The organism is Isoptericola sp. Y541 (assembly GCF_059445465.1).
This window is the reverse complement of sequence record NZ_JCAIUJ010000001.1, coordinates 607461-634149: the sequence shown is the minus strand read 5'-3', so window position 1 is coordinate 634149 and position 26689 is coordinate 607461. Positions and strand designations below refer to the sequence as shown.

At 73.2% G+C, this 26689-nt stretch carries 26 protein-coding genes and 1 tRNA gene; 16 read left to right on the top strand and 11 right to left on the bottom strand.

What is annotated here, in order from left to right; translation table 11 throughout:
* Window positions 1–16 precede the first annotated feature (16 nt).
* The gene (locus AC1C2V_RS02880; protein ID WP_495388055.1) at window positions 17–940 is read left to right on the top strand and encodes an AEC family transporter; all 924 of its coding nucleotides are present in this window, start codon (window positions 17–19) and stop codon (window positions 938–940) included.
* 87 nt (window positions 941–1027) lie between these two features.
* Window positions 1028–2536 carry an HNH endonuclease signature motif containing protein gene (locus tag AC1C2V_RS02875; RefSeq protein WP_495388054.1) on the top strand — a complete coding sequence of 503 codons (1509 nt, stop codon included), beginning with the start codon at window positions 1028–1030 and terminating at the stop codon, window positions 2534–2536.
* 69 nt (window positions 2537–2605) lie between these two features.
* Here AC1C2V_RS02875 and AC1C2V_RS02870 read toward each other — a convergent pair whose 3' ends face one another.
* Both AC1C2V_RS02870 and AC1C2V_RS02865 read right to left on the bottom strand, forming a co-directional pair.
* On the bottom strand, window positions 2606–3046 hold the full coding sequence (locus AC1C2V_RS02870; protein ID WP_495388053.1) for a hypothetical protein: 441 nt from the start codon (window positions 3044–3046) through the stop codon (window positions 2606–2608).
* Window positions 3047–3366: 320 nt separating this feature from the next.
* Complete coding sequence (locus tag AC1C2V_RS02865) at window positions 3367–4083, bottom strand: hypothetical protein (RefSeq protein WP_495388052.1); 717 nt, start codon at window positions 4081–4083, stop codon at window positions 3367–3369.
* 174 nt (window positions 4084–4257) lie between these two features.
* On the opposite strand from AC1C2V_RS02865, the gene eno reads away from it, so the two are divergent.
* The 4 genes from eno to AC1C2V_RS02845 all read left to right on the top strand — a co-directional run bounded on the left by eno (window position 4258) and on the right by AC1C2V_RS02845 (window position 8812).
* The gene (gene eno / locus AC1C2V_RS02860; RefSeq protein ID WP_495388051.1) at window positions 4258–5538 is read left to right on the top strand and encodes a phosphopyruvate hydratase; all 1281 of its coding nucleotides are present in this window, start codon (window positions 4258–4260) and stop codon (window positions 5536–5538) included.
* A gap of 304 nt (window positions 5539–5842) precedes the next feature.
* Window positions 5843–6571, top strand: a complete 729-nt coding sequence (locus AC1C2V_RS02855) for an FtsB family cell division protein (RefSeq protein ID WP_495388050.1) — start codon at window positions 5843–5845, stop codon at window positions 6569–6571.
* Between the two features lie 53 nt (window positions 6572–6624).
* Window positions 6625–7533 (top strand): ATP-grasp domain-containing protein, encoded by a 909-nt coding sequence (locus AC1C2V_RS02850; protein WP_495388049.1) that lies wholly within the window; start codon window positions 6625–6627, stop codon window positions 7531–7533.
* Window positions 7534–7537: 4 nt separating this feature from the next.
* Window positions 7538–8812 (top strand): glycosyltransferase family 2 protein, encoded by a 1275-nt coding sequence (locus tag AC1C2V_RS02845; protein ID WP_495388048.1) that lies wholly within the window; start codon window positions 7538–7540, stop codon window positions 8810–8812.
* 63 nt (window positions 8813–8875) lie between these two features.
* Here the strand turns inward: AC1C2V_RS02845 and AC1C2V_RS02840 are convergent, their stop codons facing one another.
* Window positions 8876–10615: a sensor histidine kinase gene (locus AC1C2V_RS02840; protein ID WP_495388047.1), complete on the bottom strand. Its 1740-nt coding sequence runs from the start codon at window positions 10613–10615 to the stop codon at window positions 8876–8878.
* A complete protein-coding gene (locus AC1C2V_RS02835) occupies window positions 10612–11691 on the bottom strand; it encodes a PIG-L deacetylase family protein (RefSeq protein ID WP_495388046.1) in 1080 nt (359 codons plus the stop codon). Before AC1C2V_RS02835 ends, AC1C2V_RS02840 begins: the two co-directional genes overlap by 4 nt.
* Window positions 11692–11833: 142 nt before the next feature.
* Here AC1C2V_RS02835 and AC1C2V_RS02830 point away from each other — a divergent pair, with 142 nt between their 5' ends.
* The 6 genes from AC1C2V_RS02830 (at window position 11834) to AC1C2V_RS02805 (ending at window position 16863) form a co-directional block, all read left to right on the top strand.
* Entirely contained in the window at window positions 11834–12349 is a 516-nt protein-coding gene (locus tag AC1C2V_RS02830) for a DUF501 domain-containing protein (RefSeq protein WP_495388045.1), read from the top strand.
* A gap of 63 nt (window positions 12350–12412) precedes the next feature.
* Window positions 12413–13387 carry a Ppx/GppA phosphatase family protein gene (locus AC1C2V_RS02825; protein ID WP_495388044.1) on the top strand — a complete coding sequence of 325 codons (975 nt, stop codon included), beginning with the start codon at window positions 12413–12415 and terminating at the stop codon, window positions 13385–13387.
* 96 nt (window positions 13388–13483) lie between these two features.
* A complete protein-coding gene (locus AC1C2V_RS02820) occupies window positions 13484–13816 on the top strand; it encodes a PadR family transcriptional regulator (protein WP_495388043.1) in 333 nt (110 codons plus the stop codon).
* A complete protein-coding gene (locus tag AC1C2V_RS02815) occupies window positions 13813–15180 on the top strand; it encodes a hypothetical protein (RefSeq protein ID WP_495388042.1) in 1368 nt (455 codons plus the stop codon). The genes AC1C2V_RS02820 and AC1C2V_RS02815 overlap by 4 nt, the downstream gene beginning before the upstream one ends.
* Before the next feature lie 81 nt (window positions 15181–15261).
* Window positions 15262–16713 carry an NAD(P)/FAD-dependent oxidoreductase gene (locus AC1C2V_RS02810; protein ID WP_495388041.1) on the top strand — a complete coding sequence of 484 codons (1452 nt, stop codon included), beginning with the start codon at window positions 15262–15264 and terminating at the stop codon, window positions 16711–16713.
* Window positions 16714–16789: 76 nt separating this feature from the next.
* A tRNA-Leu gene (locus AC1C2V_RS02805) sits at window positions 16790–16863 on the top strand.
* A gap of 2 nt (window positions 16864–16865) precedes the next feature.
* On the opposite strand, the gene AC1C2V_RS02800 is transcribed toward AC1C2V_RS02805, so the two are convergent.
* The gene (locus AC1C2V_RS02800; protein WP_495388439.1) at window positions 16866–17414 is read right to left on the bottom strand and encodes a CGNR zinc finger domain-containing protein; all 549 of its coding nucleotides are present in this window, start codon (window positions 17412–17414) and stop codon (window positions 16866–16868) included.
* A 147-nt stretch (window positions 17415–17561) separates the two neighbouring features.
* On the opposite strand from AC1C2V_RS02800, the gene AC1C2V_RS02795 reads away from it, so the two are divergent.
* Both AC1C2V_RS02795 and AC1C2V_RS02790 read left to right on the top strand, forming a co-directional pair.
* A complete protein-coding gene (locus AC1C2V_RS02795; protein ID WP_495388040.1) occupies window positions 17562–18005 on the top strand; it encodes a VOC family protein in 444 nt (147 codons plus the stop codon).
* Window positions 17989–18435: a hypothetical protein gene (locus tag AC1C2V_RS02790; protein ID WP_495388039.1), complete on the top strand. Its 447-nt coding sequence runs from the start codon at window positions 17989–17991 to the stop codon at window positions 18433–18435. Before AC1C2V_RS02795 ends, AC1C2V_RS02790 begins: the two co-directional genes overlap by 17 nt.
* A 20-nt stretch (window positions 18436–18455) precedes the next feature.
* Here AC1C2V_RS02790 and AC1C2V_RS02785 read toward each other — a convergent pair whose 3' ends face one another.
* Entirely contained in the window at window positions 18456–19388 is a 933-nt protein-coding gene (locus AC1C2V_RS02785; protein WP_495388038.1) for a LysR family transcriptional regulator, read from the bottom strand.
* A gap of 71 nt (window positions 19389–19459) precedes the next feature.
* Here AC1C2V_RS02785 and AC1C2V_RS02780 point away from each other — a divergent pair, with 71 nt between their 5' ends.
* Together AC1C2V_RS02780 and AC1C2V_RS02775 are read left to right on the top strand one after the other, a co-directional pair.
* Window positions 19460–20416 (top strand): EamA family transporter, encoded by a 957-nt coding sequence (locus tag AC1C2V_RS02780; RefSeq protein WP_495388037.1) that lies wholly within the window; start codon window positions 19460–19462, stop codon window positions 20414–20416.
* Window positions 20413–20814: a helix-turn-helix domain-containing protein gene (locus AC1C2V_RS02775; protein ID WP_495388036.1), complete on the top strand. Its 402-nt coding sequence runs from the start codon at window positions 20413–20415 to the stop codon at window positions 20812–20814. Before AC1C2V_RS02780 ends, AC1C2V_RS02775 begins: the two co-directional genes overlap by 4 nt.
* A gap of 68 nt (window positions 20815–20882) precedes the next feature.
* Here AC1C2V_RS02775 and AC1C2V_RS02770 read toward each other — a convergent pair whose 3' ends face one another.
* The 5 genes from AC1C2V_RS02770 to AC1C2V_RS02750 form a co-directional block, all read right to left on the bottom strand.
* Window positions 20883–21782, bottom strand: coding sequence for a DUF2705 family protein (locus tag AC1C2V_RS02770; protein ID WP_495388035.1), 900 nt, complete (start codon window positions 21780–21782; stop codon window positions 20883–20885).
* Window positions 21779–22849, bottom strand: coding sequence for an ABC transporter ATP-binding protein (locus AC1C2V_RS02765; protein WP_495388034.1), 1071 nt, complete (start codon window positions 22847–22849; stop codon window positions 21779–21781). The genes AC1C2V_RS02770 and AC1C2V_RS02765 overlap by 4 nt, the downstream gene beginning before the upstream one ends.
* Window positions 22850–22944: 95 nt before the next feature.
* A complete protein-coding gene (locus tag AC1C2V_RS02760) occupies window positions 22945–23553 on the bottom strand; it encodes a ClpP family protease (RefSeq protein ID WP_495388033.1) in 609 nt (202 codons plus the stop codon).
* Between the two features lie 11 nt (window positions 23554–23564).
* Window positions 23565–24176 carry a ClpP family protease gene (locus AC1C2V_RS02755; protein ID WP_495388032.1) on the bottom strand — a complete coding sequence of 204 codons (612 nt, stop codon included), beginning with the start codon at window positions 24174–24176 and terminating at the stop codon, window positions 23565–23567.
* Between the two features lie 102 nt (window positions 24177–24278).
* Entirely contained in the window at window positions 24279–26660 is a 2382-nt protein-coding gene (locus AC1C2V_RS02750) for a hypothetical protein (RefSeq protein WP_495388031.1), read from the bottom strand.
* Window positions 26661–26689 lie beyond the last annotated feature (29 nt).

The window sequence follows — 26689 nt, the reverse complement described above, 5'->3', positions numbered from 1 at the left end:
CTGACGCGTGGGGGGCGTGCTCACCGGCTTCGCCGTCGTTCTGGTGCTGGTGGCGGTGGGCCTGGCGGTCACGTTGCTTCTGCCGGCCCGCGCGCCGGACATGCAGCGCGGCATCGCGCCGCTGGTCTACTACGTGACCAACCCGGCGCTGATGTTCGTGCTGGTCTCGGGTGCCGACGTCGACGCGGTGCTCGGCACGTACGCGCCGCTCGCGCTGATCACGGCGGCGGCCACGGGGCTGCTCTACGCGGCCCTCGCCGGCGGGATGCTGCGCCGGCCCGCGGGGCGCGTAGCGACCGGGGCGATGGCGGCCTCGTACGTCAACGCCGGCAACATCGGCGTCCCCATCGCGCTGTACGCGGTCGGCACCACGGCGCCGGTCGTCTCCGTCCTGCTCGCGCAGCTGCTCGTCGTCGCGCCGTTCTATCTGGCGGTCTTCGCGTGGTGCCGGCACAGGGCGGACGGCGGGTCCGGCGGCCTGGGGCGGACGCTCGCGCGCTCGCTCGCCAACCCCGTGAGCGTCGCCACGGCCCTCGGCCTGGCCGCCGCGCTGCTGTCGGTCGAGCTGCCGGAGGTGCTGGGCGCGCCGCTCGAGATGCTCGCCGACGCGTCCGTCCCCCTCCTGCTCCTCCTCTTCGGGATGGCGTTGCGCGGGCAGAAGCCGCTGGGCGACGAAGCCCGCGCGGAGGTCGTGGCCGGCGCGGTGCTCAAGGCCGCGGTGATGCCCGTGCTGGCGTGGGTCGTGGGCCGGTTCGCCTTCCACCTCGACGGCGTCGACCTGCTCGGCGTCGTCATCATGGCCGCGCTGCCCACCGCGCAGAACGTCTTCCTCTTCGCCGGCCACTTCCGCCTGCCGACGACGGCCGTGCGCGACGTCACGCTGCTGAGCATGCTGCTCGCCCTGCCCGTGTCGCTGGGCATCGCAGTCCTCCTGGGCTGACCATGCTGCTGACCATGCTGCTGACCAGGCCGGATAGTTGTCCACACCCCCTGTCGGACCGGACTGACGAGCGCTAGACTCGAACGCATGTTCGAAGCCGTGGATGTCGAGGCCGTCGATGTCGCAACCCAGGTTGATCCTGGGCCGCACCCGTCAGTGGGTGACGTGTCGACGGCGATCGACGAGGCGGTCCTGCTCCAGGCGTGGATCGACGCACTGGAGGGGCGCAGGCTGCTCGTGGTGGAGCGGGCACGGCGGGCGGCGGCCGGGTGCGAGCGGACGTTGCTGGACGAGACCGATCTCGAGGTGTGTCGCGCGTCGACGCTGCGGCGGCGGGAGCTGGCGCAGCGGGCGTTCATCGCCGATCTGGCGACGGCGCTGCGGTTGTCCGAGCAGCAGGCGACGCACCTGGTGGACACCGCGAAGACGTTGGCGGACGTCGCGCTGGGTGTCCGGGAGGCGGGCGCGCCCGCCACGTCGACGCTGATCGAGCTGTGCCAGGGGCGGTTCTCCTTCGCGCACGCCCGCGCGATCGCGGACGCTCTGGCGGACCTGCCTCATGCCCCTCCCGACACCGACGCTGCGCGGGTGCGCGCACAGGCGCAGGTGGCGATCGAGGCGGCGGTGCTGCCCGCAGCGGCGTGCGTGACGTTGCCGCAACTGCGCCGCCGGTTGCGGCGAGCTCGTGACCTGGCTCACCCGGAACCTCTCACAGCACGCCATGAGAGCGCCGCGACCAGGCGCGCCGTGCACCTCGACCCCGCCGCTGACGGCATGGCCTGGCTCACGGCCTACCTGCCCGCAACCAGCGCGCACGCCATCCACGACCGCCTCACCGGCACGGGCCGACGGGCCAAGGACGCCGGCGACTGCCGCACGCTGGACCAGCTGCGCGCCGACGCGCTTGCCGGCCTCCTGCTCGCGACCACCAGGTCGACCGGCACCGCGACGCCCGGCACCGCTGCCCCGGCCCGGCGCGACGCAGATGATGCCCGAACCCATGTCGATGACGAGCCCGCCGTACCCGACCTGGCCGACCTCGCGCTCCACATCACCCCGAGCGTGCGGGTCACGGTCCCCGTCACGGCGCTGCTCGGTGGCGGCGCCCCAGCCGAGCTTGACGGGCACGGGCCCGTCGACGCGGACACTGCCGCCCGTCTGACCGCGCACGCGCCGTCCCTGCGGCGCCTGCTGGTCGACCCGGCCGACGGGCGCGTGCTGACCACCGATCCCGGCACCTACACGATCCCGGCCGCGCTGCGCGCGCTGCTACAGGCCCGCGACACCACCTGCCGGTTCCCTGGCTGCACCCGCACCGCCGCCCGCTGCGACATCGACCACGTCGTCGCTTGGGCTGACGGCGGCCGCACGACCGCGGACAATCTCGCGCATCTTTGCAGGCGGCACCACGTGTTGAAGCACCAGTCCCGATGGCGCAGCGAGGCCGGAGGCGACGGCGCCCTGATGTGGACCTCACCCACAGGACGCACCCACCAGGACCGGAACAGCTCGACGCTCGAACCCCCGCCACTCGAATCACCGTCCCACGACGCACCCCGCGCCTCCCCGCTCGATCCCGGACCGCCACCGTTCTGACGCGCCGGTAGAAGTTGGCCGCACACGCCGGGTCGGCGGTCCTGGGGTAGTCGAGCAACGGGGGTGGCTTCACGTTCGGCGGCCGGTCGGCGGCTCCTGCGCGTCGTCGGAGCCGCCCGTCGACCCGCTCGGCCCACCCTGCCCGCCGCCGTCGCCCTGCTGCTCGCGCATCGCGTCGAGGTCCGGCACCTCGCCGGAGAACGACATGTTCTCGAGCGTGAGCGTCGCGGCCGCGCCGGTCACGTGGTCGACGCCGGTCACGGTGGCGAGGGCGGTGGCGTCGAAGGAGGCGGACCCGCGCACCACGCTCAGCCGGTCCTGATCGAGCGAGCGCGTGCCCTCGCCGTCCGTCTCGCCGTCCGGCTCGCCGTCCGTCTCGCCGTCCGTCTCGCCGTCGGTCTCGCCGTCGTCCGCGTCGAACTCGAACCGGCCGGGCCCGCCGCCCTCGCCGGGCTCGCCCGTCTGGGTCACGGTGACGTCGGTGCCGACGCCGTAGACGGACTCCAGCACGGACGCCTGGGCGTCGCGGACCCCGGCGGAGACGGACTACACGACCATGACCAGCGCGATCGCGACGGCCAGGCCGATCGCGACCACCACGGTCTGCTTGCGCCGGTGCCGCAGCTCGCGGCGCAGGTAGGTGATGAACATGGGACTCCTCGGGAGGAAGCACGAACGGCGGGGGTGGCTGCACTGCCACCGGACGCCCGGAACGTAGGCCCGGTGCCTGGGGCGGTCCTGCCGTGCGCCTGTGACCATCCTGTGAACCCGAAGATCAAGGCGGCCGGTGCCGCCCCGAACGAGGTGCCCCCGAGCGAGGGCGCCCGGCGTCAGTGCCGGTGCGGCTCGCTCCCGGGCTCGTCGGCCTCGTGCTCGGGGGCCCGCTCCAGCAGGCCCGCGATGCGCTGCTCGATCGCGTCGGTGGCGGCGTCGGGCAGCACAAGAATGCCCTCGAGCTCCTTGGTGGCCCGCCGGTAGGCCGACTGCCGCTCGGCCTGGGTGGAGCCCTCGTCGTCGGCCAGCGCGAGCAGCTTCTTCGCCCGGTCCAGCGACTGGCGCTCTGCGGGGGAGAAGTCGGACGCGCGCCGTCGCCGCGCCTCGGCCTCGGCGATGTCGAAGCGCACCTGGTACTCGCGGACGGCCTCGCGGTACCGGTCGAGGCGACGGCGGTCGCGGAGCTCCTCCGGGTCCTGCGGCCGCAGGCTCTCGGCGTCGCGCCGGGCCCGGTGGAAGTCGACGGTCACCTGCTCGCGCATGTCCGTCATGACGGGGTACTCGAGCACCTTGACGGCGTCGAGCTCGTAGTCGAGCCAGCGGCGCTCGGTCTCGTCGTGCGCCGCGATCGTCCGCTCGATCTCGCCGGTGAGCGCCTCGTCCGCCTCCAGGGTGGCGCGGTCCTGGGCGTGTTTGATCCGGTACATCTCGATCTTGTCCCGGCGCCGGCGCTCGTCCCACACCTGGGCGCCGCGGACCCAGCCGCCGATGATGCCGCTCAGCGGGAAGACGAGCCACCAGTAGGAACCGACGAAGTCCCAGAAACCGTTCACGTGTCCACGCTAGCGGGCGCGGTGCCCGCTCCGTGGTCGCGGGCGCCGGCGACCCGGTGCCGGTCTACGCTGGGGCACGTCAACCCAGCACCGTCGCGGGCGTCAGCGGCCCCGGGCACACTCGCTCGGGCGATGCCGCAGGGTCGCCCGCGGTCCCCGTCTGAAGGAGCACCCGTGGCAAGCATCGAAGCCGTTGGAGCACGCGAGATCCTCGACTCGCGCGGCAACCCCACCGTCGAGGTGGAGATCGCGCTGGACGACGGCACGTTCGCGCGTGCGGCCGTCCCGTCGGGCGCCTCGACGGGCGCCTTCGAGGCGGTCGAGCGTCGCGACGGCGACAAGGCCCGCTACCTGGGCAAGGGCGTCGAGGGCGCGGTCAACGCCGTCATCGACGACATCGCCCCCGAGCTCATCGGCTACGACGCCGAGGAGCAGCGCATCATCGACCAGACCCTGATCGAGCTGGACGGCACCCCGAACAAGGGCAAGCTCGGCGCCAACGCGATCCTCGGCGTCTCGCTCGCCGTCGCGAAGGCCGCCGCGAAGTCGTCCGGCCTCGACCTGTTCCGCTACATCGGCGGCCCCAACGCGCACGTCCTGCCCGTGCCGATGATGAACATCCTCAACGGCGGGTCCCACGCGGACTCGAACGTGGACGTCCAGGAGTTCATGGTCGCGCCGATCGGCGCCTCCTCCTTCAAGGAGGCCCTGCGCACCGGCACCGAGGTCTACCACTCCCTCAAGTCCGTCCTGAAGTCCGAGGGCCTGTCCACCGGCCTGGGCGACGAGGGCGGCTTCGCGCCGAACCTGTCGAGCAACCGCGCCGCGCTCGACCTCATCATCACCGCCATCGAGAAGGCCGGCTTCACGCCCGGCACGGACGTCGCGCTCGCGCTCGATGTCGCCTCCTCCGAGTTCTTCTCCGACGACAAGTACGCGTTCGAGGGCAAGAGCCTGCAGGCCGCCGAGATGATCGAGTACTACGAGCAGCTCGTGGAGGACTACCCGCTGGTCTCCATCGAGGACCCGCTGGACGAGGACGACTGGGAGGGCTGGAGCGCCCTCATGCAGCGCATCGGCGACAAGGTGCAGATCGTGGGCGACGACCTGTTCGTCACCAACCCGGAGCGCCTGGCCAAGGGCATCGAGCTCAAGGCCGCCAACTCGCTGCTGGTCAAGCTCAACCAGATCGGCACGCTCACCGAGACGCTCGACGCCGTCACGCTCGCGCAGCGCAACGGCTTCACCACGATGACCTCGCACCGCTCCGGCGAGACCGAGGACACCACCATCGCGGACCTGTCCGTGGCCACCAACGCCGGCCAGATCAAGACCGGCGCCACCGCCCGTGGCGAGCGCATCAACAAGTACAACCAGCTCCTGCGCATCGAGGAGGCGCTGGACGACGCCGGTCGTTACGCCGGCCGTTCGGCCTTCCCGCGCTTCCAGGTCTGACACCCCGGAGCCTCGACGACGGCCGGTCGCCCCGCGAGGGCGGCCGGCCGTCGTCGTCCCGCGAGGTCGTGTCGAAACTCGGCGAGGTAGTTCGAAACTCGGCGAGGTAGTTCGAAACTTGGCGAGGTAGTCCTGATCTGCGCGAGGTAGTTCGGGTTGCGGGCTCGGTGGTGCGGGAGGTCTCGTCGCTGCGTTCGTCTTGCGCAGACCACGCCTCGTACTACCTCGCGGAGTTTCGGACTACCTCGCAGGCGCGCCGACGACGGTCCCCGGCCGGGGCGTCGCGGATCGGCAGAATCGGGGCGTGCCTGCCCGCCGACCGTCCTCGCCCGCCGCGCGTCGTCCCGCGTCGCGGCCCTCGGGCGCGCGCGGCGGCTCGGCACGGCCCACGACGACGGCGAACAGGTCGGTCGGCGCGTCGTCGTCGCCCCGCCCGAAGGCGTCCGGCACGAAGTCGGCTGGAGCAAAGTCCGGCACGAAGGCGGCCGGCGCGGCGGGCAAAGCCAAGGGGGCGGGCAAGGGCGGTTCGGGCCGGATGGCGTCGAGCGGTCGGCGCGGGACGCGCCGCCCGGTCGGACCGGCCCGCGAGGACCGCCGGCGCAGCCGCTACGGACTGGTGCTGCCGGAGGTGCTCACCGTCCGCCTCATCGTGCTGTCGGTGGTGGTGCTGCTGGCCGTGGTGCTGCTGCTGCCCACGGTGCGCGGCGCGGTGCAGCAGGCGGGCGAGCTCGACCGGCTGCGCGCGGAGCTGGCGCAGCACGAGTCGGAGCGGGACCGCCTGGACGTGGAGCTCGGGCGCTGGGAGGACCGGTCGTACGTCGAGGAGCAGGCGCGCTCGCGCCTCAGCTTCGTCATGCCGTCCGACAAGGTGTGGCGTGTCGTCGACCCCGACGCGGCCGGCCCGGACGACGTCGACCCCGTGACGGGCGAGGCCGTCGACGACGGCCCGGTGGGAACGGCGACAGGTCCCGGCGTGCCCTGGTATCAGTCCGTGTGGGAGTCGGTGCAGGTCGCGGACGGCGCCTCAGACTGACAGCGACGGTCCGTCCCCCTGCGGTTCGGGGTGCGCGACCCTACGATCCGAGCATGACGACTGCTGGTCCCAGGGTGCGGACGCTCCTCGTGACGGGCGCGGCCGGACCGGCGGGCCGCACGTTGGGAGCGCAGCTCGCGCGCCGCGCGGACGCCGCCGGACGGCGCGTCGTCGGGGTCGACCTGGACCCGGTCGCCGTCGCGGGGTTCGACGTCGTCGAACCGGTCCCCGGGGCACTCGATCCCGCGTACGACCGGGCGACCCTCGAGCTGCTCGAGCGCCATCGCCCCGACGTCGTGGTGCCGACCGTCTCCGAGGAGCTGCCCCGGCTCGCCGTGCTCGCCGAGGCTGCGGGCTTGGGGGACGGTGTGGTGTTGTCGGCCCCCGGCCCCACGGCCGTGGCGGCGGACAAGCTCCTGACCATGTGGGCGCTGGCCCGCGAGGACGTCGCCGTGCCGTGGTTCGTGGCCGCCGACGAGCCGACGTCGGCCGCGGACGCGCTGGCGAGGGCCGGCGGCCCCGTCGTGGTCAAGCCGCGCGTCGCTCGCGGCGGTCGGGGCGTCCACGTCGTCGAGTCGCCGGACGATCCCGTCTGGGCCGCCGTCGACGGGTCGTGGATCGTGCAGGCCTTCGCGCCGGGCGACGAGTACAGCCCGCAGGTGTACCGGTCGCCGGCCACGGGCCGGTGCACGGTCGTGGTCCTGGCGAAGACCGCGCTCAAGGAGGGACGCGTCGGGAACGCCGCCTCCGTCGAGCGGTTGCCCGACGGTGCGGCGGCCGACGTTGCCGAGCTGGCAGCGCGCACCGCGCAGAAGCTGGACCTGGTCGGCCCGCTGGACATGGACGTGCGCCGGCTCGACGACGGCACCCCGGTGATCCTCGAGGTGAACTCCCGCTTCGGCGCGGTGTCGGCCGACGCGCCCGAGCTGATCGACGCGGTCCTCACCGACTGGCCGGGGTGAGGGCATGGTCACGGTGCTGACGGCGCTCGTGCTGGTGCTCGGCCTGTCGTTGCTGGTCGTGGGCGTGGGGCGGCTCGTGCTGGTGCCGTGGGCGCTCGTCTTCGAGGTGCGGCAACGGCGCGTGGGCACCGGACCGGCCGGGTACGGGCCGCTCTTCCTCGAGCCGCCGCAGGTGAGCGTGATCGTCCCCGCCTACGACGAGTCGGTGGTGATCGAGAACTGCGTGCGGTCGATCCTGCGCAGCGACTACCCGCGGTACGAAGTCGTGTGCGTCGACGACGGGTCGTCGGACGACACGTACGCACGCATGCAGGCACTGGCCGCCGCGCACCCGGCGGTCACCGCGATCCGCCAGGAGAACGCCGGCAAGGGCGCCGCCCTCAACACGGGGATCGCGGCGACCACCGGAGAGGTGCTCCTGCTGGTCGACGCGGATGGGCTCTTCCGACCCGACACGATCACGCGGATGCTGCGCGGGTTCCGGGAGCCCCAGGTGGGCGCGGTGTGCGGCAGCGACCGGCCGGTGAACCTGGACCGCGTGCAGACGCGGCTGCTGGCGCTCATCAGCCATGTGGGCACCGGGCTGATGCGCCGCGCCCTGGACGTGCTGGGCTGCCTTCCCGTCGTGTCCGGCAACATCGGCGCGTTCCGGCGCGACGTCCTGGAGAAGACCGGGCCGCTGCGCACCGACACCCTCGGCGAGGACCTTGAGCTCACGTGGCGGGTGCACCGCGAGGGGTACCACGTCACGTTCGCGCCGGACGCCCTCGTGTACGCGGAGTCGCCGTCCACCCTCCGGGGGCTGTGGCGGCAGCGGGTGCGGTGGGCGCGCGGGCTGCTGCAGGCGACCGAGCTGCACCGTTCGATGATCGGCCGTCCGCGGTACGGGGCGTTCGGGATCTACCTCGCGTACAACTCGTTCGCGCAGATCGTCGCCCCGTTCCTCCAGGTGCTCGGCATGGCGGCCCTCGCGGTGCTCGTCGCCGTCGACGGGCCCGGGTGGCTGCCGACGTCGTGGTGGGCGTGGATCCTCCTGGTGGGCCTGCCGCTGTCGCTGGGCCTGCTGCTGCTCGCGCTGCTCCTGGACCGCTCCCCGGGCGACCTGCGGCAGCTGTGGACTGTCGTCCTGTGGCCCCTCTACTCCCTGATGATGACGTTCGTCGTGCTCGAGGCCGTTCGGCGCGAGCTCGGGAACGCGGAGAACCGATGGGACAAGCTGGACCGGAGCGGGACGGTGTCTGTGCACGGGCTCGTCGACCAGGGCGAGCCTGGGGACTGAGGATCGCCCCCCGCCTCGCGCGGTGGAGGCCGCCGAGACGAAGGAGCGTCCGAGACCTCGACGTCACCCCGTTGTTCCATCTGACCGGCGCACACTGGGCGGCGCTGGCGGAGGGCTGGCTGCCGTGAGGTCTGGGAGGGCGACCTCGACCTGGGTGCCCTCGCCGGGCGTGCTGCGGATCGCCATCTCCCCGCCGTGGTCGTGCACGATCTGGTCCACCAGTGCGAGTCCCAGGCCGACGCCGCGGACCTGGCGGCGCCGCGTGTCGCGCGTGCGGTAGAAGCGTTCCGTCACGTGGTCGAGCTCGTCGGGTGGGATGCCGATGCCGTCGTCGGTGACCTGCAGCCGGGCCAGGCGGGTCCCGTCGGGCGTCGTCCCCGACGTGACCGCGACCCGGACGTGGCCGCCGTGCTCGCTGCGGGTGTACTTCGCCGCGTTGGAGAGCAGGTTGTGGACTATCTGCGCCAATCGCGCGGCGTCGGAGACGAGTGGCACCGACGGATCCCCGTCGACCGTGACACGCACCCCGGCAGACCGGGTGGTGGGCAGCTCGCTCTCGACCGTCTGCCGGACCACCTGGACCACGTCGACCTCCGCGGCCGTCAGCATGAACGTGCCGGAGACGATCTGCGCGCTCGTCAGGAGGTCGTCCACGAGGCCCAGCAGGCGGTGGGCGTTGCGCTCCACGACGTCCACGTACTCGCGCGCCTCGGCGTCGAGGCGGTCCCCGCCGAGCCGTAGCAGATCGACGTACCCGAGGATCGCGGACAGAGGCGTGCGCAGCTCGTGGCTCACCAGTCCGATGAACGCGTCCTGGTTGCGCTGCTCCTCGCGGCGCGCCGTGATGTCGGTCGCGACCGCCAGGTAACCCGTGGGCAGCTCGGGTTCGGGGCCGGCGAGGGCCGGGCGGGGGGTCACGACCAGCTCGAGTACGCGGCGCGACCCGTCGGGGAGCTGGTAGTCCCACTCGTCGACCTGCGTGCCCCCGGCAGCGGCGGCGCCCAGGATCTCGGCCAAGGGCGGCCGACCGACCAGGAGATCCGTCACGACGAGACCGACCAGATCCTGCGCCGGCCGACCGAAGAGCCGGACGGCTCCCGTGTTGACGGAGGCGATCGTGCCCTCGGAGTCGGTCGCGAGGAAGGCCTGCGCGGTGGCAGCCTCGAGGATGCTGCGCACGGTGTCGCGGGAGTCTCGCAGCTGGTGCGCGCTCGCGGCGAGCTCGTCCCGGGCACGTTCGAGCTGGCGGGCCTGCCGCCGGGACAGGTCGACGATGCCGTGCGCCCCCACCGCCACGAAACCCATGATGATCAGGTCTACGAGCGCGTGGGTCGGTGAGGGGACCCATCGGGGGAGGACGTCCTGCCAGATCGTCGGCGCGAGGAGCACCGTGGCGGAGCCGAGGATCGCCAGCACCAGGCCGGCTCGACCAGGCTGCAGCGCGAGGCTGACCACCGGGAGGAACAACAGCGTGTCGAGCGCGGTGACGGCGTGACCGAACCCGTCCCCCATCAGCCCGATGGCGACCATCTGGGCCAGGGGGAGCACGAGCTGCCAGGCGTGCGGCCACCTGTCCCAGCGGCCCGCAAACCCCACGACCTGGACGAGGGCGATCGTCAGGGCCCCCGTCGTGACCTGCGCAGGGCTGCTGATCTCGATGCCGGGGGCCAGGAAGAGGAGGACGGCGAGGACGACGCCGACGGAGATCGTGCCGGGGAGCTGTCGAAGGCCCACCGCGTCGTCGGCGAACCATGCGTCGAGGGGGTGGGCCGAGCCGTCGCGCCCCGCCGACCGGCGCGTCATCGTCCCTCCGCACTGTGGAGGAGCTCGGAACCCTGGCCGTCGACGGCCAGGTCGGCGCGCACCGCGGACGCGGCCGCGACCGTCTCGCTCGCGCGGAGCGTCTCGAGCGGCTCCACCTCCCGCGCGCGGCTGTACCGGGACCAGTAGCGGGCCGTCGCACGCACCACGTCCGGCTGCATGTACTCCCGGTGCGCCTGCGAGGCGTAGGCGGCGAGCATCCGCAGCTTGGTCTCCACGAACCCCTCGATGTCCACGAACTGGTTCGGCGCGAATGCCACCGTGGACGACGGGCTCTGGAAACACCAGACGCTCGGCACGGTGCGGGCCGCGATCTCCACCGCCCGGTGGGCTGCCCGGTGGTCCTGGTGCCGGTCGTGCACGTCGTGCGTGTAGATGCGCTGGGGGTCCAGGTCGCGCACCACCTCCTCGACGGCGGCGATCAACCCGTCGGCGGGGTCGAGGCGGGTGTCGGGGAAGTCCAGGTGCACGAGCCGCGCGCCGACGACGTCGGCGGCCGCGCGTGCCTCCGCGCGGCGTGCGGCGGACTCGCCGCCGACCGCGCCGCCGGACAGGGTGAGGATCACGAGCTCGTCGCCGGCGGCGGCGTGGGCGGCGAGGGTCGCACCCACGCCGATCTCGACGTCGTCGGGATGCGCGCCGACGGCGAGCACCCGCTGCCGGGAGGACCTGCGCCGCTCCCGCGCCTGCCGCGCGAGCTCGGTGGCGCGCTCGACCACCTGCGACGCGGTGACGGGCTTGACCAGGAAATCGTCGACCTGCCCACGGATCGCCTCCACCGCACGGCTGACCGTCGGGTACGCCGTCACGATCATCACGGGCAACGTGGGGTCGAGCTGCTTCACCTCGGGCAGGATCTCCAGACCGGACCGCCCGGGGAGCTGGATGTCGCTCACGAGGACGTCGTAGGAGTGCTGCCGCAGGGCGGCCAGGAGCCCCTCTGCGGTGCCGGCCGTGTCGACGTGCATCCCGCCGTACCGTTCGAGGGCGATGCGTAGGAAGGCCGCGGTGTCGGCATCGTCCTCGAGGACGATGGCCCGGAGCTGGTCGTCGGCCACGGTGGACCTCTCGGGACGGGGCGGGGGACGGCACGCCTAAGCGGTACCGTACGCGACCGTACGCGCGGCCCGTGCGCGCCGCGCGGCGCAGCCGGGGGAGAATGGGCGCCGTCCCGCCCGCCGACCGCCCTCCGAGGTACCCGTGACCGACCAGCAGCCCCCCACCGACTCGTCGGTCGTCACCGACCGCGACCTCGAGGTGCTCGCCGAGCAGCTGGGGCGCGAGCCGCGCGGCGTCGTCGGCATCGCCGCACGCTGCGTGTGCGGCCGCCCGCTGGTGGTGCGCACCGCGCCGCGTCTGCCCGACGGCACGCCGTTCCCGACCACGTACTACCTGACGCACCCGGGCGCGGTCGCCGCGGCCTCGCGGCTCGAGGCGCGGGGCGTGATGAAGGAGCTGACGGAGCGGCTCGGGCAGGACGAGGAGCTCGCGTCCGCGTACCGGCGGGCGCACGAGCACTACCTGGCGCGGCGCGAGGAGCTGGGTCATGTCGACGAGATCGACGGGATCTCCGCGGGCGGCATGCCCACGCGGGTCAAGTGCATCCACGTGCTCATGGGGCACGCGCTGGCGACTGGGCCGGGCGTGAACCCGCTCGGCGACGAGGCCCTCGCCATGGTCCGCGACCAGTGGCGGCCCGACCGCTGCACCTGCTGACGGCGTCGGCCGGCATCGCCTCTCGACCAGCGAGAGGTCGGTGGCGGGTGAGAAGGTTTCCGCGTGACTGAACGCCCCACCTTCTCCTCCGCCGGTGCGCGGGTCGCGGCGATCGACTGCGGCACCAACTCCATCCGCCTCCTGGTGGCCGACATCGGCCCCGACGGCACGCTGACGGAGGTGGACCGGCAGCTGCGCATCGTCCGCCTCGGGCAGGGCGTGGACCGCACCGGCGAGCTCGCCCCGGAGGCGCTCGCGCGCACGTTCGCGGCGTCGCGCGACTACGCGCGGGTGATCGAGGAGGCCGGCGCCACGCGCGTTCGCTTCGTCGCGACGTCGGCCACGCGCGACGCGCGCAACCGGCAGGCCTTCGCGGACGGCGTCCGGGCGGCCGTCGGCGTCGACCCGGAGGTCGTCTCCGGGCGCGAGGAGGCCGAGCTGTCGTTCCGCGGCGCGACCGTCGGAGTGGCCGCGCAGCACGCGGGGCCGTACCTGGTGGTCGACCTGGGCGGTGGCTCCACGGAGCTGGTGCTCGGCACGACGACGCCGGAGGCGGCGCTCTCGCTCGACATCGGGTCCGTGCGCATGACGGAGCGCCACCTGCACTCCGACCCGCCCACCGCCGCCGAGGAGCAGGCCGCGCGCGCCGACGTGCGCGCCGCCCTGGACAAGGCAGCGCTGGAGGTGCCGTTCTGCCGGACCGCGACGCTCGTCGGGCTCGCCGGTTCCGTGACGTCGGTGACGGCGCACGCGCTGGCGCTGCCGGAGTACCGGCGCGACCGGGTGCACGGCGCGGTCCTCGCCACCGACGACGTGCTCGCCGCGTGCGACGACCTGCTGCACCGCACCCGGGAGCAGCGCGTCGCGCTCGGCTTCATGCACCCCGGCCGCGCGGACGTCATCGGCGCGGGGGCCCTGGTCTGGTCGGAGGTCGTGACGCGGGTGCGCGACGATGTCGCGGCCGCGGGCGGCGCGCTGACGCACGTCGTCACCAGTGAGAGCGACATCCTCGACGGCATCGCGCTCTCGCTCGCCTGAGCGACGCAAGCCCGACCGGCATCGTTCCGGCGCGTCCTTCCACTATTCCGCATCGCGCACTACTGTCTGTGGCGAAGCACTCAGGAGGAGAGCCGGATGGATACGACGCAGTTGCTCAAGGGGGTCCTCGACGCGGCGGTGCTCGCCGTCGTCGAGGAAGACGACGGGTATGGGTACGACGTGGTGCGCCGCCTGCGCTCCCGGGGCCTCGACGACGTGGGCGACGCCTCCGTCTACGGCACGCTCCGCCGGCTGTATGCGGCGGGGGCGCTGACCAGCTACGTCGTGCCGTCGGAGACCGGCCCGCACCGCAAGTACTACGGCATCACCGCGCACGGGCGCGAGATGCTCGCGATCCAGCGCAAGGAGTGGCAGGAGTTCGCCGGAACCGTCGGCGGCCTCCTCGGAAGCAGGAACGAGGTCGCATGATGATCACCGACGACAGCGCCGGGACCCCCGGCGGCGCCCACCCCACCCTCGGCACCGTCCTCGAGGCGCACGCCCGCGGGTACGCCCAGGCGGTCCGGCTGCAGCTCGAGGACCTCGGCCCGGAGGTCGTCGACGAGCTGACCGACGGGCTCGAGGCCGATCTCGCCGAGGCGCTCACCGACGCCGTGGCGCCACTCTCCGCGGCGACCGCCGGGACGGCGCGCGCGGCCGGGACCTGGGGGGCCGGGTACGGCCCGGCCGACGACGTCGCGCTCGACCTCGTCGCGCACTTCGGGCCCGCCGAGTCGTACGCGGCGGAGCTGCGCGCCGCGGCGGGGCTGCCCGCGGCGGTGCCGGGCAGCGGGCGGCGCCGCCGCGGCCGCCGCACGTTTGCCGCCCGGCGGGCGCTCCTCGTCGAGCGCTGGCGCCGCGCCTGGAGCCCGGTCACGAGCACGCCCCAGTGGGCGCGGCTGCGCCGCCTCGGGGCCGACGTCCGCCCGGTCTGGTGGGTGGCGCGCGGCTGGATCGGGGGCGCCCTGCTCGTGGCGTGGTTCGTGCGCGACCGCCCCTCGCTGGTGCCTGCCGGAGTGGGGGAGCTGCTGGTCATGGCCTTCGGCGCACTCGTGAGCGTGCAGTGGGCTCGGGGGCGGTGGCTGCCGCAGCTGTGGCAGGCGCGCGCCACGGTCGCGGCGTCGGTCGCGGCGGTGCTGCTGGTGCCCGCGGTGGCGAGCGCGACCTACGACGAGTCGGTGCACGGCTCGACGAGTGGCGGCGGCTCGTACGGCGCCGGGTACTCGGCGGGGCAGGACGACGCCCTCAACGTCGGGTACGGCGAGGCCTCCGACGGCGACGGCGTGTGGGTGGACGGCATGCAGGTGTCGAACCTCTTCGCCTACGACGCGAATGGCGACCCGATCAAGGACGTGCAGCTCTTCGACGACCGTGGCCGCCCCGTGCGGACGGTGACGACCGTCGGCGACGAGCAGGCGTGGACCGTGCCCGACGTCGAGGGCGCGTGGTACTTCAGCCCGAGGACGGCGGACGACGGGCGCGAGCGGTGGAACGTCTACCCGATGCGCGCGGTGCCGGAGGACGGGATGGAGTGGTCCGACGACGGCGGCAGCTTCCAGCCCCAGGTCGGCGTGCAGCCCGAGGAGATGCCATGGCCGTTCCTCAAGGCGCCGACGTCGGTCGGCGGCGCGGGGTCGGGCGCGTCGAGTGACCCGTCGGACGGGTCGTCGCCTGAGCCCTCGAGCACGCCCGAGCCCGAGAAGTCCCCGTCGTCGCGGAGCACCACGCCACCGCCCGGAAAGGGCGGCTCGGCAGCGCAGACGACGGCGGCGACGGAGGGTGCGGCCGGCTGATCCGGGGCGATCGGGGGCCCCGGGGGGTCGCACCGTGGACGCCCGACTGCGGGCCGCCGGAGCGGTCGTAGAATGGTGTCCATGCCTCAGAACGTTCTGTCGTCGGACACCCATGCCCAGGCCGCGCCCGCAGCGGCCCCGCGGCCCCGCAAGGTGCCTCGAATCATCGTCCTCGGCGGTGGGTCCGTCGGCCTCTACGTGGCGCGCCGGCTGCGCCGCAAGCTCGGCAAGCGTGAGGCGGCGATCGTCGTCGTCGACCCGCGGCCGTACATGACGTACGCACCGTTCCTGCCGGAGGCGGGCGCGGGCTCCATCGACGCCCGCGACGTCGTCGCCCCGCACCGCAAGGCGCTCAAGGGCGTGGACGTGCTGCAGGGCAAGGCCGTGCACATCGCCCACGGTGACAAGCGGGTGACGATCCGTCCCGAGGAGGGGCCGGACTACGAGGTCTCCTACGACCAGCTCGTCGTCGGCCTCGGCTCCGTGTCGCGCACGCTGCCGATCCCGGGCCTCGCGGAGAACGCGATCGGCTTCAAGAACGTGGAGGAGGCCATCGCCGTCCGCAACCACGTGCTCAACCGCATGGACGTGGCGTCCTCCACCTGGGACGCCGACCTGCGCAAGCGCATGCTCACGTTCACGTTCGTCGGGGGCGGCTTCGCCGGCGTCGAGGCGCTGGCCGAGATCGAGGACATGGCGCGGTACGCCACGCGCAACTACCCGACGATCGACGCGGACGACCTGCGCTTCGTGATGATCGAGGGCTCCGGCCGCATCCTCCCGGAGGTGTCCGAGCCCATGGGGCTGTGGGCGCTGGAGGAGATGAAGAAGCGCGGCATCGAGTTCCACCTCAACACGTTCCTCAGCTCCTGCGTGGACGGGCACGTCGTGACCTCCACGGGCGTGGAGTTCGACACGGAGACCATCGTGTGGACCGCGGGCGTCAAGGCGAACCCGGTCATCAAGGAGGACTCGGACCTGCCGGTCGACAAGCTCGGCCGCGTCATCGTGAAGCCGACCCTCCAGGTCGCGACCGACGACGGCGAGATCGTCCCCGACGCCTGGGCCGCCGGCGACTGCGCCGCGGTGCCCGACGTGCTCAACCCGGGCAGCTTCTGCCCCCCGAACGCGCAGCATGCGATCCGCGAGGCGACCAAGCTCGCGGACAACATCATCGCGATCAGCCGCGGGCAGCAGCCCGAGGAGTACTCCCACAAGAGCGTGGGCGTCGTCGCCTCGCTCGGCATGTACAAGGGCGTCGCGGAGCTGTTCGGCTTCCTCAAGCTGCGCGGCCCGCTCGCCTGGCTCGCGCACCGCGGCTACCACGTGATGGCGATGCCGACCGGCAACCGCAAGGTCCGGATCCTCATCGGCTGGATCGGCCAGGCCATCATGGGCCGCGAGATCGTCTCGCTCGGCTCGCTGCACGACCCGCGCGACGAGTTCCGCAAGGCGTCCGTGCCGCCGAAGAAGCCGGGCGAGAAGGTGGAGCAGAAGGCCGAGTCGTCGGCCGAGCGCGCCGAGAAGGGCTGACACCGCACCGGTACCGTGAGCGGGCGCCGGGTCGACCTCCTGCGAGGTCGGCCGGGCGCCCGCTCTCGGCGTATTCGCCCCCGTAGCCCAACTGGCAGAGGCAGCCGGCTTAAACCCGGCCCAGTCCCGGTTCGATCCCGGGCGGGGGCACCTCAGGAGGCGGCGTCCGCCTTCTTCCTGGCCCGGTAGGCCGCGGCCTTCATGCGGCTCCCGCAGGTCGCCATCGAGCACCACTCGCGACGGTGCCCGCGGGAGTGGTCGAGGTAGACCTGCGTGCACTCGGGCCGCCCGCACTCCCGGAGCGTCCGTGCCTGCCCGCCCCCGACGATCTCGACGGCCTCGCGCGCCACCTGCGAGAGCGCCTGCGCGGGACCGCCGTCCCGCGACCAGCCCTGCGCGCCCAGCACGGGAGTCAGCGGCGCGGTCGCCGCGACCCGGTTGACGACGCCGACCGCGTCCGCCGGGAGCGGCAGGTCGTGCAGGCGGGCCCAGGCCAGCGCGTAGATCGCCTCCCGCAGCTCGAGCGCGGCCTCGAGGTCGTCCTCGTCGCAGGTGGTTCCGGAGGGCAGGAGCCCGGACTCGACGAACCAGGCGTCGAGGTCCGGCGGCGAGGCGAGCATCTCCGTCGGCTCCTCGTTGCGCCGTGCGCGCAGCGTGCCGACGAAGTCGAGGGCGAGGGTCCCGCAGGGGAAGGCATGCATCACGTCACCATCCTGACAGGTAACCGAGGGCGCGACAAGGCTCTGTGACGTATAAGTCACCTGCTTGACGGGTGACGCGAGCGGTGGCATGGTCGTCACCAGTTGAACCGGTGACGTACCGGTCGCTGAGATCATCGGAGGAACACCATGGAGCTCAAGCTCGAGATCGTCGTCGTCCCCGTCGCGGACGTCGACCGCTCGAAGGCCTTCTACGAGGGGCTCGGCTTCCGGCTCGACGCCGACTTCCGCACCGACAAGGGGCTGCGGGTGGTGCAGCTGACACCGCCCGGGTCCGAGGCATCCATCATCGTGGGCGAGAAGCTCACCGCCTCCGAGCCGGGCTCCCTCCAGGGGCTCCATCTCGTCACCGCCGACATCGCCGCGGCGCGTGCGGAGCTGCTCGAGCGCGGCGCCGACGTCAGCGAGCTCTGGCACGACGCCGAGGGCGTCTTCCACTGGGCGGGCGAGGCCAACCGGGTCGCCGGGCCGCACCCCGACGAGGACAGCTACGGCACGTTCGCCTCGTTCGCCGACCCCGACGGGAACGGCTGGGTCCTCCAGCAGGTGGTCCGCCGTGCGCCGGGGCGTTGACATGGGCGGGCGCCTCGGTCGTGGCGACCGGGATGCGATCGAGCGCTACCTCACGACGGTCCGCAGGGCCGGGCCGCGGCTGGACACCGGGCTCGCGGAGGCGTTCGAAGGACTCACCCCGGCCCAGCTCGACGTGCTCGTCGCCGGGCTCGTCGACGCCGAGCCGGCGCCGGCCGGCCCGGCACCCGCCCGCACGGAGCCTGCCCGCATCGCGCCTGCCCGCACGAAGCGCCGGCTGGGCGACCTCGCGCGCGCGCTCCTCACCGTCGGCGTCGCGACGGTCGTGAGCGTCGGCCTCGCCGCCGCCGGCATCCTCCTGGGCAGCCCGACGGGTGACGACGCGCCGATGGCGACGTCGACCCAGACCGTGGATCCGGACGCGCTCGACCAGAGCCAGCTCCTGTACTGGGACCTGTACGGCGACTTCTGATCGTCGCCGTCCGTCCCGAGTCAGACCGCCGGGCCGCCGGCCATCACGGCGGTGACGTCGGCGCCGGCGCGTTGGAAGGCGTCGACGACGCGCCGCACGGCCAGCCGCTCCGCGCGGTCGGGCCGCAGCACGGCGGAGATATGCCGGGCGGACGCGACGTCGGCCAGCTCGCGCAGCTCCAGGTCGGTGCCGGTGGAGGTGCCGGTGGGCGTGGTGAACCGGGGGAGCACGGCGATCCGGTCGCTGGTGGCGACAAGGGCCTCGATGAGGCGGTTGTCCCGCAGCCGTTGCGCCACCCGCAGCTCGGCGCCGGTGGCGCGCGCGATCGTCTGGAGCACGGTGTCGAACGGGTAGCCGACGGGCACACCGATCCAGTCGTACTCGACGAGGTCGCGCGGGCGGACCACCGGTAGCCGCGTGAGCGGATGGCCGGCGGCCATCGCGATGTCGAGGGGCTCGCGGGCCAGCGGCGCGACGGTGAGCCCGTCGGCCCCGTCGGGCCGCACGCTGGTGAGGCTGTGCGCGACCACCACGTCGTGGTCCGCCGTGAGCGCGCCGTACTCGGCCTCCGCGATGTCGACGTCGACCACGTGCAGAGAGATCGCCGTGCCGGCGAGGTCGCGCATGACGCCGGGCAGCAGGAAGGTGGCCGCGCTGGCCAGCGCGGCCACGGTGACCGTGCCCGAGGGCTCGCCCTGGAACGCGTCCCAGCGTGCCTGCACCTGTGCGAGGGCGGCCGCGACGTCCGCGCCGCCCTCGGCAAGGAGCCGGCCCGCCTCGGTGAGCCGGAGCCCGCGCCCGGCCGGCTCCACCAGCGGGACGCGCAGCTCGCGCTGCGCCGTCCTGAGCTGCTGGGAGACGGCCGACGGCGTCCGGTGGGTGGCACGGGCCACCGCCGTGATGCTGCCGCGGTCGGCGAGCTCGCGGAGCAGCTCCAGGTGTCGCGCGTCCATGAAGGCAGGCTACAGACAGAGTGAAGGAAGTTTCGCTTGTCCTTCACCGTGTGTGCCGCGACGCTGGACGCATGCCCGCTCGCCACCGCCTGCTCGCCGCCCTTGTCGCCCTCCTGTGGGGGCTGAACTTCATCGCCATCGACGCGTCGCTCGCCCACTTCCCGCCGATGTTCCTCGTGGCGCTCCGCTTCGCGCTCATCGCGATCCCCACCGTCTTCCTCGTGCCATGGCCGCAGGTGCCCGTGCGGTGGGTGGTCGGGTACGGGATGGGGTTCGGCGCCCTGCAGTTCCTGTTCCTCTACTGGGGCATGGCCGCCGGGATGCCCGCCGGCCTTGCGTCGCTGGTGCTGCAGATGTCCGGGCCGTTCACGGTGCTGCTCGGTGCGACGTTCCTGCGCGAGCGGGTGAGCGGGCGCCAGATGCTGGGCATCCTCGTGGCGGTCGGCGGCCTGACCCTGGTGGCGTGGCAGCAGGCCGCGAGCGCGAGCGTCGTCCCGTTCCTTCTGACCCTGGCCGGCGCCTTCGGCTGGGCGATCGGTAACGTCTGCAACCGGCAGGCGCGGCCCGAGAGCCCGCTGCGCCTCACGCTGTGGATGTCCGTGGTGCCACCGCTGCCGATGCTCGCCCTGTCCCTGCTGGTCGAGGGGCCGGGCGAGATCACCCGCTCCCTCACGGTGTGGGACGAGCCCGGAGCGGTCGGAGCCCTCGTCGGCCTGGCCTACACGGTGGTCGTGGCCACGGTGCTGGGCTCCGGGATCTGGACGTGGCTCATGGCCCGGCACCCGGCCGGCGTCGTCGCACCGTTCTCCATGCTGGTGCCGGTGGTCGGGATGACGGCGGCGTGGCTGATGCTCGGCGAGCGCGTCACCGTGCCCGAGGGCGTCGGCGCCGTGCTCGTCGTCGGCGGCGTGCTGTTCGGCAGCAGCCGCGCGGGACGCTCCCGGCTTCTGCCCGTAGCAGAACGACAGCAGAGCCCGCCCGCCACCCCGCCGCCGGGCGCGGAGCGCGGGGTAGCGTCGTCGGCATGACGGTGGGCACAGGAGCGGGCACGCGGACGAGGACCGAGCACGTGCGCGAGCCGCTCCTGCGGCACCTGGTGGGCGCCATCCTGCGCCGTGCCCGGCTGCGGCAGGGCCGTACGCTGCAGGAGGTCGCGTCGACGGCCCGGATGTCGACGGCCTACCTCTCGGAGGTCGAGCGGGGGCGCAAGGAGGCGTCGTCGGAGGTGCTGGCCGCGGTATGCGCGGCGCTCGGCATCCGCCTCGTCGACCTCGTCGCCCAGGCCCACGACGCTCTCGCCGCCCGCCTCGACCAGCAGCACGCCGAGGGCCGGCCCGTGCGCGTGCTCACCGCCGTCGGCGACGGGCCGGCGGCGCACCACGTCCGGGCCCCGGCGACCGCCGACACGGTCACCCTTGCCGCCTGAACCGTTGTGGGCGCGATTTCGGGGACTATCCGGCCGCGGATAGTCCCCGAAATCGCGCCCACAACGGTTCAGGCATCGCGGCGGCGCAGGCTGACCGCAGCAGCCGAGAGGACGAGCGCCGCGTACGCCACCAGCACGGCGTAGCCGACCCCGGGCGTCAGCAGCTCGTCCGGGGTGGCGCCGGTGGCGATCACACGCTCGCCGGCCACGGTGGGCAGGAGCCGGTAGACGTCCGCCGCCCAGTCGGCGCCGGGCGAGCCGGTGACGACCTGGAACACGATCGGCAGCACGAGCAGCACTGCGGCGGCCGTGGCGATCGCCCCGGCGGTGCTGCGCAGCACGGCGCCGAGGCCGAGGGCGAACGCCGCGACCGCGACGAGGTACAGCACCGTGCCCGCGAGAGCGCGCAGCTGCTCACCGTCCGAGAAGTCCACCGCGAGGCCGTCGGCCGCCAGCGTCGGCGCGGTCACGAGCCAGGCCAGGCCCAGCCCGATCACCGTGAGCGCCGCCGTCGTGAGCGTCAGCACCACGAGCTTGGCCGCCAGCACGGCCAGGCGCCGGGGCGCGGCGGCGAAGGTCGAGCGGATCATGCCCGAGGAGTACTCGTTCGTGAAGCACAGCACCCCGAGCACGGCCACGGTGAGCTGCGCGAACCCGTAGCCGAAGGTGACGGCGACGGCACCGTTCGGGTCGGCCAGGCGGGGGTCGGTGCCCATGGTCTGTTGCATCTCCGGGGACTCGGTCGACGCCCCGAGCGTGGTGGCCATGAGCAGCGCGAAGCCCGCCATGAGCAGCACCGTCAGCCCGACGGTCCACCACGTGGAGCGCAGGCTCCAGAGCTTGAGCCACTCCGCACGCAGGATCCGGCCGAAGGTCACGTACGTCCCGGCCAGGGGCGTGGCGATCGCGCTGCGCCGGTCGGCGTCGGGCGTGCCGGGCGTGGTCCGGGAACTGGTCACGGAGCTCATCGCGGGTCTCCTGTGCTCGTCGTGCCGGTGCTCGTGGTGCTCGTGGTGCCGGTGGTCGCCAGGTCGGCGGTGCGGTGCTCGGCGCTGTGGTGCTCGGCCGCCGTGCGGTACTCGACCGCGTCGGCGGTCAGCTCGAGATAGGCGTCCTCGAGGGTCGAGGCCACGGGGGTGAGCTCGTGCAGCGCGACGCCGGCGGTGAGGGCGATCTCCCCGATCGCGCCGGCGTCCAGGCCGGTGACCTCCAGGAGCCCGGCCGGTGCGCCGTCGCCGAGCTGGTCGTCGGTCGCGCCGTCGGGCGGGTTGCCGGGCATGTTCTCGGGCACGGTGACGTCGGCGCCGGCGCGCTCCAGCGCGCCGCGCAGCTCGGCCGCGCCCGGATCCCCGGGTGCACGCACCCGCACCACGCGCCGGGAGGCGCCGTCGACGATCTCCCGGACCGGGGCGTCGGCGAGGATGCGGCCCCGGCCGATGACGATCACGTGGTCGGCGGTGAGCGCGACCTCGCTCATGAGGTGGCTGGACAGGAACACGGTGCGGCCCTCGCCCGCGAGCCGGCGGGCGAGGTTGCGCACCCACAGCACGCCCTCGGGGTCGAGGCCGTTGACGGGCTCGTCGAGGATGAGCGTGCGCGGGTCGCCGACGAGGGCGGCGGCGATCCCCAGGCGCTGGCCCATCCCGAGCGAGAACCCGCCCACGCGCTTGCGGGCGACGGCGGTGAGCCCGGTGAGCTCGACGACCTCCGCGACCCGCCGGTCCGGGATGCCGTGCGTGGCGGCGAGCACCCGCAGGTGCTGCTCGGCCGTGCGCCCGGGGTGCACGGCCTTCGCCTCGAGCAGGGCGCCCACCTGGGTGAGCGGTGAGCGGTGCTCCGCGTACGGCCGGCCGTTGACGACGACCGAGCCGGCGGAGGGCCGGTCCAGACCCATGATCATGCGCATGGTGGTGGATTTCCCGGCGCCGTTGGGCCCCAGGAATCCGGTGACGACGCCGGGGCGCACCGTGAAGGTGACGCCGTCGACGGCCGTCTTGTCGCGGTAGATCTTGGACAGTCCGTGTGCCTCGATCATGGTGTCGAACGTAGGCGCCGACCGGGGTCCGGCAGAACGGGGATGCCCCTGAACCTCACCCTGGTCGCGCGGGGCAAGGTTCAGGGGGGTGAATATCAGGCCGCCTGGGCGGACAGCTTGCGCGAGCTGACGACGGCGTCCGCGACGCCGTACTCGACGGCGTCGTGCGCGGACAGGATGAGGTCGCGGTCCGTGTCGGTGCGCAGGCGGTCGACCGTCTGGCCGGTGTGCCGGGCCAGCAGCTGCTCGGTCTCCGCGCGCAGCCGCAGCACCTCGCGGGCCTGGATGGCCAGGTCGGACACCGTGCCCTGGCCCTGGCCGGACGGCTGGTGCAGCAGCACCCGGGAGTGCTCCAGCACGGTCCGCTTGCCGGGCGTGCCCGCGGCGAGCAGCACGGCGGCCGCGGACGCGGCCTGGCCCATGCAGGTGGTCGCGACGTCGGCGCGCACGTACTGCATCGTGTCGTAGATCGCGGTCATGGCCGTCGCGGAGCCGCCGGGGGAGTTGATGTACAGGCCGATCTCCTGCTCGGGGGCCTCCGACTCCAGGTGCAGCAGCTGGGCCATCACCACGTTCGCCACGCCGTCGTCGATCTCGGTGCCGAGAAAGATGATGCGGTCGCGGAGCAGCCGGCTGAAGACGTCGGAGTAGCGCTCGCCCATGGGGGTGCGCTCGACGACGTTCGGGATCGTGTAGCTGCTCATGATCTTGTTCATCACAGCCCCGCCTTCCGGCCGGTGGCCGAGGGCCGCACGTCCTCGACGGACTCCACGATGCGGTCGACCAGCCCGTACTCCAGCGCCTCGGGGGCGGTGAACCAGCGGTCGCGGTCGGCGTCGGCGGTGATCTGCTCCACCGTGCGGCCGGTGTGCTGGGCGGTGAGCTCGTGCATCACGCGCTTGGTGTGCTCCAGGTTCTCGGCCTGGATCGCGATGTCGACGGCGTTGCCGCCGATGCCGGCGGAGGGCTGGTGCATCATCACGCGGGTGTGGGGCAGCACGTACCGCTTACCCTTGGTGCCCGCGGTCAGCAGGAACTGGCCCATGCTCGCGGCGAAGCCGAAGCCCACCGTGACGACGTCGTTCGGCAGCAGGCGCATCGTGTCGTAGACGGCGAGGCCCGCCGTGACGGAGCCGCCGGGGGAGTTCACGTACAGGGCGACGTCGGAGCCGGTGTCCTCGGCGGACAGCAGCAGGAGCTGGGCGCTGACGCGGTTCGCGACGGCGTCGTCGATCTCGCTGCCCACCACCACGATGCGCTGGTGCAGCAGCCGGGCGGAGAGCTGGTCGTCGAAGGTGGACGGGATGGTCGGTGCTGGTGTGCTCATGCCTCCACGGTCCGCCGCGCGGCCCCGCCGCGGGAGGGTTCTCTGCCCCCAGCGCATCTGCTCATGGCAGACGCGCCCGGGCCGCAACCCTCCCGCGGCAGGTCAGGGCCGGTGGAAGCGCCGGCGCAGCAGCACCAGGGCGAGGCCCGCGAGGACCAGCGCGATCGCCGTCACCGGCCAGAGGGCGTCGAAGCCCGTGGCCGCGAGCTCGCCGGGCAGGAGAGCGGTCTGGTGCGGCGGGTCGGCGCGCGGGGGCTGCGGCTGGTGGTCGCCGCGCCCGGCGTCGTCGTCGCGGCCGTCGCCCGGGGCGGCCCCACCGTCGTCACCGCCACCGCCATCGTCCACCGGGGGGTCGGACGGCTCCGGCTCGTCGGGCGGGTCGGGCACGGCCGCCTCCTCGAACGTGCCGCCGCCGAGCCACGCCGTGCCCGTCGCCGGGTCGTCGAGCGTGGCGACGTCGTCCTCGGCGGCGATCGCGGGCGGCTCGCTCACGGTGTCGAAGCGGGCGTCCTGGACGCTGCGCGACAGCGTCGGATGGTCGCGCTCGAACTCCTCCTTCGGCGTCTGGTCGCGCGGTGCGTCGGGGAGCTCGATGCCGCCCATCACCTCGATGTATAGCTCCTGCTCGCCGTACTCGTACTCGTAGGTGTACTGGACGGTCTGCAGCAGCTTCATGAACTCGTCGAAGGTCTCGTCGAAGTCCCAGTCGGTGCGGGCGGGCCATGCCGAGACGTCGCCCGAGCCGATGATGTCGTGGAAGGCGCCGGGCCGCCTCGCGTCGCGGTCCTTGATCCACTCCGCAGCGACCCGCGCGGTGTACACGCGTCGCATGTCCGCGTACTCCGGGTCGGCGTTGACGTGCTCCTCGAGCAGAGGGGCGAAGGTGTCGATGTAGAGCTTCGTGTTCGCCTCCTCGATCTCCTCCGGGACGCCATCGCACGAGTCGCCGCCCGGCGGGTCCCAGTCGAACTCCATCGGCTCGATCTGCACCCGTAGTGGGGCGTCGAGGATGTACAGCTGATCGCCGTCCGCTCTGACCTTGGCGGGCTGTGGTTCGATCCAGGCACGCATCCCGCCGTAGCAGAGGACGCCGTCCTCTGACCGCTCCATCGAGTCCCAGAACGTCTTGCCTGTCTCGGTCGCCGGGTCCATGAGGTCGGACAGCGTCTTCTTCATCGAGAGGTCGGCCTCAAGCAGGACACGGCCGGCGTCGGTGGTGCCGAACTGCTCGTCGACGACGGTGTCGGGGGTGTCGGGGTTGAGGTTGACCCAGAACTGGCTGGGGTCCAGTGCGAGCCAGGTGAACAGCGCGTCGGAGGACAGGTTCAGCGACACCTCGCCGCCGTAGCCCGGCTCCTCGGCGTCGTCGGGCAGCTCGTCCGCCGAGAAGGCGTACCCGTAGTCGTCGTTCTTCGGGTCGTCGGTGACGTACTTGAGCTCGAGCGACGTCCAGTCGATCCCGCCGGGCGAGCGCGGCACCACGCCTCGCGCCGAGTTCTGCGCGAGCCGGTTGGTGATGCTGCGGTTCATCGCGGCCTGGGCGGGGTTCTTGCCGGACCGGCCGGCCATGTCGCCCACCACGCTGGTCGTCTTCGTGCCCCCGGGCTTCATCGCCGAGCCGGACGAGGGCTTGGGGTTGGTCGGGACAGCCCGCGCCTGGTGCGTGGAGTGGCTGGCGCCGAGCGAGCGGAACCGCTGTGCGGCGGCGGGGCTCGGCGTCTTGCGCGCCACGACGTGCGTCTTGTATCCGGCGCGCCGGTCCTGCTGGATCCGCCGCTCCAGCTCCTTGTCGATCGGGCAGCCGGCCCGGAGCGTCGCCGGGCAGGGCCCGCCGGATTCCGCGGCGCGGATGGTCTGCTTCAGCGACTTGCTGGACGCCGTCGGCCGGTTGGGGTTGTTCCGGCTCTGCTCGAGGGACGGGCAGGCCCAGTCGCCGGCGTCGGTGCTGACGGGGAGGCTGCGTAGCGCCGACTTCTCGAACGCGACCTGTTCCTGCACCCCGGTCGACCAGGCCTGGTACGCCGGCTTGTAGGTCTTCCAGTCCGGGGGGTCCGCCGGGCGGGGGCCGACCTGGCCGCCCTGCTCCCAGTCCGCGATCTCGCCCTCGCGCTGCTGGACGAAGTCCTTGAAGCTCCACTTCGCGTGCTCGTCGCTGCCGGGCGACTCCTCGAGCCAGGCGTCCTTGTAGCTCGCGAACTGGTCCTTGTGGACGCCCGAGAGCTGGGCGAGGGACTCGGCGTACGCGTCGTCCCAGGTGTAGTCCTCGCCCTCGGTCTCTACGCCCTCCTCGCCCGCCTCCGGCAGCTCGTCGAGGTAGCTGTTGGCCTGGTTGATGAGCTCCTTGCAGAGGTCGGAGACGGGGTCGGCGGACGCCGTGGGCGCCGCGGCGAGCGGGATGACGGCGGCGGTGAGCACCGTGGCGAGGGCCGTGGCGGCGCCGAGCGTGCGTCGACGCGCCGGGGTTCGTGATCCGAGCGGCTGCACGAGATTCCTCCAGGAGGTCGTCATTCGGG